The organism is Bacillus sp. YKCMOAS1, assembly GCF_030268125.1.
Taxonomy (GTDB): domain Bacteria; phylum Bacillota; class Bacilli; order Bacillales; family Bacillaceae; genus Bacillus; species Bacillus safensis.
This window is the reverse complement of sequence record NZ_BSEI01000002.1, coordinates 610,022-621,317: the sequence shown is the minus strand read 5'-3', so window position 1 is coordinate 621,317 and position 11,296 is coordinate 610,022. Positions and strand designations below refer to the sequence as shown.

14 protein-coding genes are annotated in these 11,296 nt (G+C 40.7%); all 14 read right to left on the bottom strand.

Translation table 11 applies throughout. The annotated features are described in order from the left end of the window. Positions 1–115: 115 nt before the first annotated feature. Positions 116–499, bottom strand: coding sequence for a chorismate mutase (gene aroH / locus QSJ46_RS08090; RefSeq protein WP_024422804.1), 384 nt, complete (start codon positions 497–499; stop codon positions 116–118). Next, the gene (gene aroB, locus QSJ46_RS08085; protein ID WP_047203214.1) at positions 496–1,587 is read right to left on the bottom strand and encodes a 3-dehydroquinate synthase; all 1,092 of its coding nucleotides are present in this window, start codon (positions 1,585–1,587) and stop codon (positions 496–498) included. The genes aroH and aroB overlap by 4 nt, the downstream gene beginning before the upstream one ends. Continuing rightward, positions 1,587–2,759, bottom strand: a complete 1,173-nt coding sequence (gene aroC, locus QSJ46_RS08080; protein WP_285604539.1) for a chorismate synthase — start codon at positions 2,757–2,759, stop codon at positions 1,587–1,589. Before aroC ends, aroB begins: the two co-directional genes overlap by 1 nt. 74 nt (positions 2,760–2,833) lie before the next feature. Continuing rightward, a complete protein-coding gene (locus QSJ46_RS08075; protein ID WP_039179563.1) occupies positions 2,834–3,613 on the bottom strand; it encodes a CheR family methyltransferase in 780 nt (259 codons plus the stop codon). Between the two features lie 145 nt (positions 3,614–3,758). Beyond that, positions 3,759–4,205 carry a nucleoside-diphosphate kinase gene (gene ndk / locus QSJ46_RS08070; RefSeq protein WP_024422808.1) on the bottom strand — a complete coding sequence of 149 codons (447 nt, stop codon included), beginning with the start codon at positions 4,203–4,205 and terminating at the stop codon, positions 3,759–3,761. 129 nt (positions 4,206–4,334) lie between these two features. Beyond that, positions 4,335–5,297: a heptaprenyl diphosphate synthase component II gene (hepT, locus tag QSJ46_RS08065; protein ID WP_041085904.1), complete on the bottom strand. Its 963-nt coding sequence runs from the start codon at positions 5,295–5,297 to the stop codon at positions 4,335–4,337. A 24-nt stretch (positions 5,298–5,321) separates the two neighbouring features. Next, positions 5,322–6,026: a demethylmenaquinone methyltransferase gene (locus QSJ46_RS08060; RefSeq protein WP_285604538.1), complete on the bottom strand. Its 705-nt coding sequence runs from the start codon at positions 6,024–6,026 to the stop codon at positions 5,322–5,324. A 3-nt stretch (positions 6,027–6,029) separates the two neighbouring features. Beyond that, positions 6,030–6,797: a heptaprenyl diphosphate synthase component 1 gene (locus QSJ46_RS08055; RefSeq protein WP_285604537.1), complete on the bottom strand. Its 768-nt coding sequence runs from the start codon at positions 6,795–6,797 to the stop codon at positions 6,030–6,032. 115 nt (positions 6,798–6,912) lie between these two features. After that, a complete protein-coding gene (gene mtrB, locus QSJ46_RS08050; RefSeq protein WP_008344541.1) occupies positions 6,913–7,143 on the bottom strand; it encodes a trp RNA-binding attenuation protein MtrB in 231 nt (76 codons plus the stop codon). Between the two features lie 24 nt (positions 7,144–7,167). Further along, positions 7,168–7,737, bottom strand: a complete 570-nt coding sequence (gene folE, locus QSJ46_RS08045) for a GTP cyclohydrolase I FolE (protein WP_003215789.1) — start codon at positions 7,735–7,737, stop codon at positions 7,168–7,170. Positions 7,738–7,927: 190 nt separating this feature from the next. Further along, a complete protein-coding gene (hbs, locus tag QSJ46_RS08040) occupies positions 7,928–8,206 on the bottom strand; it encodes a non-specific DNA-binding protein Hbs (RefSeq protein WP_003215863.1) in 279 nt (92 codons plus the stop codon). Positions 8,207–8,581: 375 nt separating this feature from the next. Beyond that, positions 8,582–10,060 (bottom strand): stage IV sporulation protein A, encoded by a 1,479-nt coding sequence (gene spoIVA, locus QSJ46_RS08035; RefSeq protein WP_008344534.1) that lies wholly within the window; start codon positions 10,058–10,060, stop codon positions 8,582–8,584. A gap of 204 nt (positions 10,061–10,264) precedes the next feature. After that, on the bottom strand, positions 10,265–10,990 hold the full coding sequence (locus QSJ46_RS08030; protein WP_107163417.1) for a hypothetical protein: 726 nt from the start codon (positions 10,988–10,990) through the stop codon (positions 10,265–10,267). Positions 10,991–11,008: 18 nt separating this feature from the next. Then, positions 11,009–11,212 (bottom strand): DUF2768 domain-containing protein, encoded by a 204-nt coding sequence (locus tag QSJ46_RS08025; RefSeq protein ID WP_034280421.1) that lies wholly within the window; start codon positions 11,210–11,212, stop codon positions 11,009–11,011. Positions 11,213–11,296 lie beyond the last annotated feature (84 nt).

Genomic DNA, 11,296 nt, shown 5'->3' with positions numbered 1-11,296 from the left:
GTATCGTATCTCTGCTCAACTCTACTCATCTCAACTACCCTAGTCTCATTCTCATCTTCTCTAAGCTTGCAATGCCGTTTACACCTGTGTGTAAACTTCGGCTGTTCATATCGTATTATAATTCCTTGTTTTTTGTCAACTGTAAATCAGGGCGAAGCGTCACAGCTTCTTCCAAGTACACATGCTGTATGTCTTCCTGCTTTGTATCTGTCTGGACAGTCATTAAGACACGAATACATTGCTTTAAACCGCCATCAATGTCTAGTTCCTGCATGCAAGTAACCGGTACATATGTCCATCCTTCAAATTGACGAAGTGCTTTTGCCGGAAAAACGGAGTGAATATCTTGTGTAGCTGAAATCAAGATCTGCACGACACGTTCTGGATCTACTTGGTTTCTTGAAATAATCGCTTCTAACAGCTGTTTCGTTTTGTTTAACACTTCAGTTTCTGTATCTTCTATCACAGTTGTAGCCCCACGTATCCCGCGAAACATCATAGACATCCCTCCTCCCGTTTCCATTCTTCGAGCCAGTAGTGCAGCTCATCTTTTGTGAAAGACTGTAAGGTGACGTCTCCAATCTGTTTTAATAAAACAAATTGAACACTTCCGCCTCTTGCTTTTTTATCACCAATCATCCGGTCAACAAATGTTTTCGTTGAAATATCTGGTGTGACTTGTACAGGGAATCCAAGCTCTTGCATCCACTCTTTTAGTTCCAAACGATTAAGGCTGAGCCCTAGCTGCTTTTCGCTCACATACAGCGCAAACTGCATGCCGATTGCAATGGCATCTCCATGCGTGATGACGCCGTATCCGTATTCTGCTTCGATGGCATGCCCCAGTGTATGGCCTAAATTCAAAAATGCACGCACGCCTTGTTCTTTTTCATCTTCTTGAACAATTGACGCTTTGACTTGAATACCTTGATACAGCATATGTGCCAGCTCACTCTTTGATAAATCCGACAAAGAACGAATGGACATTAGTTCTGATAAAAAGTCTTCACTAGAAATCAATGCATGTTTGATGACTTCTGCAAAGCCTGATCTTCGTTCAATTTGAGATAGAGTCTCAAGCATACTAGTATCATAGATCACAGCTTTCGGCTGATGAAACGCACCGATTAAATTTTTACCGAGCGGATGGTTGATCCCTGTTTTCCCGCCAACTGCACTATCATGTGCCAGCAGCGTCGTCGGCACTTGGATAAAGTCAATGCCTCTCATATAAGTGGCAGCAGCAAAGCCAGCCAAATCTCCAATCACACCGCCTCCCAGCGCAATAATACAGGAGGATCGATCAAGCTGAAATTGAATGGCTTTCGTATGAATATGCTCAAATTCGGCAAAGGATTTTGACTGCTCTCCGCTTGGCACAACCACTTTGTTCACAGGCCACTTCTCTTGAAGTAAGCGAACCATTTCATCACCATAAATGGCATCAACAGCTGTATCTGTGACGATTAAGAGCTTCGTATAGGAATGCCCAGTGGAAGTTATCAAGTCGACGATATTGCGTTTAATCCCATCACCGATAAATACAGGATAAGTGGCTGATGACGTCTTAACTTCCAGTGTTTTCATTAAAATTCCCTCTGAAGCTGGCGCATTTTTTCAACATTTTCTTTAATGCGGTCAATTTGGTCAAGGCCAAACTGCTCCACAACCGCATTGGCAATTTCCCATGCCACGACTGCTTCTGCAACAACACTTGCAGCAGGAACAGCGCAGCTGTCAGAGCGTTCAATACTTGCAGAGAAAGGTTCTTTTGTTTCAATGTCAACGCTTTGAAGCGGCTTATAAAGCGTTGGGATTGGTTTCATAACCCCTCTTACGACAATTGGCATACCAGTTGACATTCCGCCTTCAAGGCCACCTAGGCGGTTTGTTTTTCTCGTATAGCCCTTTTCTTCATCCCAGATGATTTCATCATGGACCTCACTGCCATTTTTAGAGGCTGCCTCGAAGCCAATACCGAATTCAACCCCTTTAAAAGCGTTGATACTAAGTACAGCGCCTGCAAGCTTGCTGTCCAATTTACGGTCGTAATGAACATAGCTGCCAACCCCAACCGGCATCCCTTCAACGATGACTTCAACAATTCCGCCAATTGAATCGCCATTTTTCTTCGCTTCATCAATTGCATCCATCATTTGCTGACCTGCTTCACTGTCATAGCAGCGAACAGGTGATTCTTCTGTTACCTTTTGCAAATCTTCAATAGACTCATATGCTGTATGAGCTGCTTTCACTCCGCCAATTTCAAGAACGTGGCCAGCTACTTTAATCCCTAGATGCGCCAAGATTTGTTTGGCAACTGCGCCTGCTGCTACGCGAACAGTTGTCTCGCGCGCTGACGAGCGCTCTAATACGTTTCTCATATCACGGTGTCCGTATTTAATCGCACCATTTAAATCCGCATGTCCTGGTCTTGGACGAGAGATTTGACGCTTCATTTCAATTTCTTCTTCTTCTGTGATCGGCTCTGCTCCCATCACCTTTGTCCAGTGCTTCCAGTCGTTATTTTCAACAACAAGAGCGATTGGCGAACCTAATGTTCTCCCGTGGCGAACGCCACTTAACACTTTTGCCTGGTCTTTTTCTATCTGCATTCTTCTTCCTCGGCCATGACCTTTTTGTCTTCTAGCCAATTCATAATTGATGTCATCCTGCTCTATGTAAAGTCCTGCTGGAACTCCTTCAATAATTGTGGTCAATTGTGGACCATGTGATTCACCTGCTGTTAAGTACCTCATTGACTTAATCTCCCTTCATCGCATTAACGCTTTTAAGTAAAAATATAATAACACACTTGCTACTAAAAAGTCAGCTACATACCCTTCTTTTGATAAAAGAAAGTATCAGCAGATGTCAGTCCAAACTTTTCCGGGTGAAAAATTTGCTCTGTAGAACCAACAAATAATACGCCATTTTGTTTTAAACTACTGCTCATTTTCAAGTAAATTTCTTCTTTCGCCTCTTCAGTAAAATAAATCAGTACATTTCGGCAAACGATAAGGTCAAGCTGTTTTTCATATGGATCAGCTAAAAGGTTGTGCTTCTTAAATTGAATATGCTTTCGAACCTCATTTTTCACAGTGTAAAATGAAGAATCTTCTTTTGTGAAATATTTTTGCTTGATATGATCTGGTACCTCTTGCAGAGAGCGTTCATGATATCTGCCTTTTTGAGCTGACTGCAGAACCTTATCATCAATGTCAGTTGCAATAATTTGAAAGTCTTTCACTAGAGGATGACTTGACAGCAGCATAGAGAGTGTATATGGCTCTTCTCCTGTCGAACATGCTGCGCTCCAAATCTTTAAGGTGCCGCCATTTTTCGAAAGCAGCGGCAGGATTTTTTGATCAAGTACTTCCCAGCGCTGATAGTTTCGGTAAAATTCTGACACATTAATCGTCATGCGGTCCATAGTCTCATCTAATAGTGCTCTGTCCTTTTCAAGCGCGGCAGCGAATGCTTCAAAATCTTTAAATCCTTTTTTATCATAAAGTGATGTTAATCTTCGTTTCATTTGTGCTTCTTTATATAAATTCAGATCAACCCCGGTTAGTTTTTTCCATTTTCCAACAAATACTTGATATGGATCCATCAATGTCCTCTCCTGTCTCATCTATCTTTGTCCTAGTATAGCTGTTTTTATCGAAAATTTGTATCTTCTCATACGAAATTTCGTGTAGAAAGTTCAATATAAAAAAAGCCAAAGTGCTCATTGGATGAACACCTTGGCTTGAACCTTAATAAATCCAGCTTGAGATGGTTTGATCCCAGCTTGTGAGTTCTTCTTGTTTGAAGAATAAGTTAATTTCTCTTTCAGCACTTTCTGGTGAGTCTGACCCATGAATAATGTTTTTCCCAACAGTCAATCCATAGTCTCCTCTTATTGTGCCTGGAAGCGCTTCCTTCGGATTTGTTTTGCCGATAATCTGTCTTGTTACGTCTACCACCTGTTCGCCTTGCCATACCATTGCAAATACAGGTCCTGACGTAATAAAGTCAACCAATTCCCCGAAAAATGGTTTTTCTTTATGCTCTCCGTAATGTGTTTCTGCTACTTCCTTTGGAATACTCATTAGTTTTGCACCAACAAGCTGAAGCCCCTTTTTTTCGAATCTTGACACAATGTCACCGATTAATTGTCTTTCCACACCATCAGGTTTGACCATAAGAAATGTTTTGTCCATATACGTTTTCCACCCCGTCGTTATGTATGTATAGGCTTACATTGTTACAAAGTGATCGTATCATTTTTTTTTAAAATAATCAATTTTTGACAAAAAATTTCACAAAAAAACCAATCAACATAACGTTGATTAGAATTTTCGTTTCCCAATATATTTTGCAATGGAGGCGAGTGACGTTCTCGCTCGTCCTCGAGGAAGCTTGTCGAGCTGTTCAAAAGCTTTTTTCAAATACATTTCACTCACTCGAATCGAGCGGTCGATCGCATCTGTTTGTTTGAGGCTTTCAATGACAGGCTTCAGCTGCTTCTCCGTCGTTTCACTATTGATCAGCTTCAATTGACCTTCTAGTGTCGGATTTTTCAGTGCATATAAAACTGGGAGTGTGACATTCCCTTGTAAAAGGTCTCCTCCAACAGGCTTGCCCAGTTCTTCTTCTGTTGATGTGAAATCAAGGACATCATCAATGATCTGATAAGACATGCCGACATAGTATCCAAACCAATAAAGGGCTTTATGTGTTTTTTCATCTGTACCTGCTGCAATAGCGCCTAATTGACAGCTGCCCGCAATAAGCAAGGCTGTTTTTCGTTTGATTCTTCTTAAATATGTACGCAGGTTCTGTTCCATATTGTATTTATCTTTCACTTGCTCTATTTCACCAAGACAGAGCTCAACGACCATTTTTGACAAAATTTCATGTGCCATTGGGTGATTGATTTTTGTCATGTATTCAAGTGATCTCGCAAACATATAATCCCCTGTGTACATGGCAATTCTGTTATCCCATTTTGCCTTTATCGTTGGTTTACCTCTTCTCAGCTCTGCATCATCAATCACATCATCGTGAACGAGTGATGCCATATGAATTAGCTCGAGAGCAACGGCAACATATTTTATTTTATTAATGTCATAGTCACCAAACATGCCTGAAAGGAGAACAAAAACGGGGCGGATTCGTTTTCCGCCCGCTTGCAGCAAATGAAGACCTGCTTCACTTAATAATGCATAATCAGAGCGAACTGTTTGTTCAAGCTCTTTTTCAATTATATCGATATCATGATTTAAAAAAGAGATCATTGCTTTTAGTTTCATTATCTTCACCCAAATATCGTTTATTCAAAGCTTCTTTCCGATATGTGTTGCTGCTACACCGCCTGTAAATGGATGATACGAGACATCAGACAACCCGGCCTCTTCAAACAGAGCCGCCAGCTCTTTCATTCCAGGGAATGTTTTGGCTGATTCTTGAAGCCATGAATACTCCTGATAACTTTTGGCAAACAGTTTACCAAAGAGCGGCATAATGTATTTGAAATAGATGTAGTAGCCCTGCTTAAAGCCGATCATCTCAGGCTGTGATGTCTCAAGACAGACAACCATTCCGCCGGGCTTCACTACTCTTGTCATTTCCTTTAGCACCGTTAGATACTCAGGGACGTTTCGAAGACCAAAACCGATGGTGACATAATCAAATGAGTTGTCCTCAAAAGGGAGCTCCATCGCATTGCCGTGAAGCAATTCAATCTGTTTGTAGCCCCCAGTCTTCACCTTCGTTTCTCCAACACTCAGCATGTTTTTACTGAAATCAAGGCCTTTGACCTCGCCTTTTTCTCCAACAGCATCAGCAAGCGCAATTGTCCAATCGGCTGTCCCGCAGCATACATCTAATGCTTTAGAGCCTTTTTGCACATTCATGAGCTTCATTGTTTTATCACGCCATTTTTTATGCTGTTTAAAGCTGATAACAGAGTTCATTTGATCATAGTTTTTATAAATTTTTTCAAATACACCGTGTACTCGCTGTTCTTTTGATTGCTGCATGACTTACCCTTCTTCCACTTTCTGATGGTACGCAGGCTCATTTTTCATATGATCCAAGCGATTTAATAGCTCTTTTTGAACGACCGGAGATGAAACAAGATGCTCCTTGATCGGCCGTTTGGCCTTTTCATAGCCATCATTCTCAAAGTTGTCAAAACATGAATAGGCGTCCGTATAACTATCGTTCAAAAAAAGTTTTAAATGTTTGTCATTTTCTGCTTGTTTCATGAAACGTTTATAAACAAGAAAACGACTTGCAATCTCATTCCAATGCGTTAATTGAAAATGCTCAGAAATCCTTTGGAAAAGCGCAGATTCAACTGTAGCTACACTTTTGTAAAAGTGCGCTGCATCTTGAATGGACCGGTCATAAAGTCTAATTTTATGTTCATTGATCTCTTTGATCGCCGTAGCGAGCGTGCGGATCATATAAATGTCTTTCATGTCAGAGAGAAGAGAATAGTAGAGACCGCTGAAATAGTCTCCTGCCAGGATGGTCAGCTGACGATTTTTAAATTCGTCTTGCTTGATGGCTGCAGCAGTTGTGACTTCGTCATGGGTATCAAGGGCAATTTGCACAAGCATCGCCGTTAAAATATAATTTTCTTTTTTCTCTGCATCAATTTGAGCTTCATCAAACATTGCATGAAAAAGAAGGAGCTTATCTTCATCGATGAGTGGCGCGCGTAAATGCTTCGCCAAATAAGGATGAGAAAGCTTTTTATTTAATTTTATATTTAGATTAGATAAAATTCCGTAGATGTCTTGCAAAGATATCACCCTTGTCCCAAAAATTACAGTTTCATATGTAGACCTGCACATTGTATAGAGATTTATTATACCATATCAGCTCTCACTTTTATGCTATCAAGTGCATACAAGTTCTTTATTTCTTTGCTTCGCTTTGAATTTCACCGAAGCTTGTTTGAATGACAGCATCGCCTCTTACTTTGATCGCTGACGTATGCTCAGTAAATTGTGCAATGATCACTTCACCTTTATCGAGCTTCTCGGAATGGTGAAATCTTGTATCAGAGCCTCTTGTTAGGCCGATGACGTTTACACCATTATCAATGGCTTTAATCACCACAAAATCAGATGCTTTATTTTCACTCATTTTGTTCACCGTCCATCTATTGAATTAGTCGTTTTTAATAAAGGAAAGCACTTCTGCTCTTGCGGCTGCATCATTTGCAAATGTGCCGCGTACTGCTGAGGTCACTGTTTTAGCGCCTGGCTTTTTCACTCCGCGCATCGTCATACACATATGCTCTGCTTCAACGACAATCATCACGCCATGCGGATTAAGTGTTTCCACCATACTATCTGCAATGGTTGATGTAATGCGTTCCTGAAGCTGCGGGCGTTTTGCCACGGCTTCGACTGCTCTTGCCAGCTTGCTAAGTCCCGTTACTTTTCCGCCGCGCGGAATATAAGCAACATGGGCTTTCCCGTAGAAAGGTACGAGGTGGTGTTCACACATTGAATGGAAAGCAATATCTTTTACAAGGACGAGTTCTTCGTGGTCTTCGCCAAAAATGGTTTTAAAATGTTCTTTTGGATCTTCATTTAAACCTGAAAACACTTCTTCATACATTTTTGCGACTCGTTTTGGGGTATCGAGAAGTCCTTCACGATCTGGATCTTCTCCAATTGCTTTTAATATATCGCGTACAGCGTGTTCGATTAATTCTTTATTTATTTCACTCATGTATTATATCCTCCAAAGGCGATTACATTTCATTCAGATTCTAGCACACTTCAGATCCTAAAAGCAAAGGAGAGCGTTCTAAACGAACCTTTTGATTCAAAAGGAAAAGCCCCTTATGAAAGGGGCTTTTCTAGACCAGTGTGAAACTGTATATGTATAACTCCTTCAACAGGATCATTACACATAACGATTATTTACCTGCCACCGCGTCTTTAAGTGCTTTACCTGGTTTGAAAGCAGGTACTTTGCTTGCAGGGATTTCGATCTCTGCACCAGTTTGTGGGTTACGTCCTTTACGAGCTGAACGCTCACGTACTTCAAAGTTACCAAAACCAATTAGTTGGATTTTGTCACCATTTTTAAGTGCATCTAAAATTGTATCAAAAACAGAATCAACTGCTTTTGTCGCGTCTTTTTTAGATAACTCGCTTGCTTCAGCAACCGCGTTAATAAGTTCTGTCTTGTTCATGCCTTTCACCTCCTCCCAAAAATATGCATTCAATAGATTGTTATCATTTCTTCACAATTCATCTTCTTTCTATACCCTTTTTTAGAAAAAAAGAGCGTCCTAGAAAGCGTTATACATGGCTTTTCATTAGAAAACAACTCTTTGAAGGAATGTTTGTCCAACAAAGTGAAGATTTTCTGTAAGTAGATTAACACATATGAAATACCATATCAAGCATTTTAAAGGGAAGAATCCTTATTCGTCAAGGATTAAGGGCACTTTTGCGAACGAATATTCCTAATTTCAACCTGAATCTGACTAATCTTTATACAATTGTCTTTTTATGACTCATTCAATACGCAAAAAAAGACCCCTATCAATGAGAGGTCTCACTTGCTATAAAATAATCGCAATCAAACCGCCTGATCCTTCGTTGATGATTCTTTCAAGTGTTTCCTTCAGCTTATATCTTGCGTTTTCCGGCATGAGAGACAGCTTTGCTTGAATGCCTTCTCTGACAAGGGAGCTGAGGGAGCGGCCAAATATATCTGAATTCCAGATCGAAAGCGGATCATCTTCAAAGTCTTGCATTAAGTAGCGGACGAGCTCTTCACTTTGTTTTTCTGTTCCGATAATCGGTGCAAATTCGCTCTCTACATCTACTTTGATCATGTGAATAGATGGCGCTACCGCTTTTAATCTCACGCCGAATCTTGATCCCTGCCTAATGATTTCTGGCTCATCTAAACTCATATCTGACAACGCTGGCGCTGCAATCCCATAACCAGTCTGCTTCACCATTTTTAATGCGTCTGATACTTGATCATATTCTGTCTTAGCATGAGCAAAATCTTGCATGAGCTCTAGTAGATGGTCTTTCCCTCTAATTTCTACACCCACGACTTCTTTTAAAATATGATCATATAGATCATCTGGCGCATACAGGTCAATCTCAGCAATCCCTTGACCCATTTCAATTCCTGCTAAACCCGCTCTTTCGATAAAATCAAATTCACTGAATTGACCAACGACACGGTCGACATCTCTTAATCTTTTAATATCCTTTACGGTTTCCTTCACTGAATCCTGATAGCTCTCTCTCAGCCAGTGATCTTCTTTCAGCACCATCACCCAGCTTGGCAGGTTCACATTCACCTCTAGAACTGGGAATTCATATAATGCTTCACGAAGTACACTGAGTACGTCTTGCTCTCTCATACTTTCTACGCTCATGGCGAGTACTGGAATATCATACTTTTGGCTAAGTTCCTGCCGGAGCGCTTCTGTTTCAGGATGATATGGTCTCACTGAGTTGATGACCATAATAAATGGCTTTCCAACCTCTTTGAGTTCATCAATCACACGTTCTTCAGATTCAATATAATCATGTCTAGGGATTTCTCCAATGGACCCATCTGTTGTAATCACTACACCTATTGTTGAATGCTCTTGAATGACCTTGCGTGTACCAATTTCCGCTGCTTCATGAAACGGGATTGGCTCTTCATACCACGGCGTATTGATCATTCTTGGGCCATTTTCATCTTCATACCCGCGCGCACCAGGGACAGTGTATCCCACACAATCGACAAGCCTGATGTTGACATCAAGACCGTCACTCACGTGAATAGATGCTGCTTGATTCGGTACAAATTTTGGCTCTGTGGTCATAATGGTTTTTCCTGCTGCGCTTTGCGGCAATTCATCCTGTGCTCTTGCACGATCTGCCTCATTATTGATATTCGGGAGCACCACGAGCTCCATAAACTTTTTAATAAACGTAGATTTCCCTGTACGAACAGCGCCAACGACTCCTAAATATATATCGCCTCCTGTTCGTTCAGCGATATCCTTGAAAATATCGACTTTTTCCAAGTGATCCCCTCCCGGACTTGCTATCCTCGTTTTCAAATTAAATACTCTATTCTTCAATCAAACTGTGCTTGAAAGGTGTCTGGACAATATATGTGTATGACGTTGTCCTATTTGAATATGACACCTTTTTGTTTTGAGAGTATGTTTAGCCATAAAAAAACCTTTCTCCTCATTTATATGCAGAGGAAAAAGGTTCATTCTTGTTTATGACGTCTTTTTTTCTAAAAAGGCAGGCTCACCTTTTTTGTTGATGGTATATGGGACAGAAAACGCGGGTACAAACGGGGTTTCCTGCCAATATACATCTTGAATGTTTTCACCTGGTTTCAGCTTTTGCTTCGTATTCTTCAAAATATGAGCAAAATCACTGCGGTAGTCCACATAGATGTCACCGTTTGATGAAATCAGTAATGGGAGGGAATTCCCTGTCACAGGACTCATGACCGCAGGCGGCGATTTTAATCCTAATTTTTTTTCATTTAACGTATATAAATTGGCTGATACGACTTTTCCGTATGGCGGATATGTATGTTCATCTTGATACATCTTGATCCTAAGACGTAATTCATTGATGGTCTGCGTCATTTTGACATCAAGCAGTTTCACAGTTGGGTTTTTTTCGACGTCTGTGAGGACATAAATATATTCGCCCCCGCCTTCATAAGATGTAGACGGTACATCGTGTAAATATCTTGGTGACAAGCGCTTAAAGTCGATGACATATTTCTGATAAACCGGCGTGTCTGCTTCTTTCGTTTCTATAGGCAGAAGACCATTTGTTGCTTTTTGAAATTCCTCAATCGCTGTCTGGACACTTTGCAGCTGCTCTTCGTATGGCACCCGGTTTTCAGCTTTGCGATTCTCTGGATACAGACATCCTGTTAATAACATAAGTGCTAACAGCGTGACACTGACTTTTGCTCTGATCATCACATTCTTCCTTTTTCTTTATTCATTGACCGGTCCGCTAAAGACAACTAAAAACACAATGATACCTGATATCAGCATCAAGCTGTATGCGACGGTTGAGGCCGTTATTTTAAGAAATTTGCTTTTCAGCTTAAACCTGCTGAAATAAATGGTTACTACGGCTAAAAACATGAGCCCCATTGAACCAAGCGCAAACCACATCTTGATTAAAGCAAAACTCATCGTGCCTGTCCCCCTTCAAAACGAACGAATTGTAAGCGTTTATATTTCATTCTAAACCAAAAATAAGGTAAATATCAATCATTT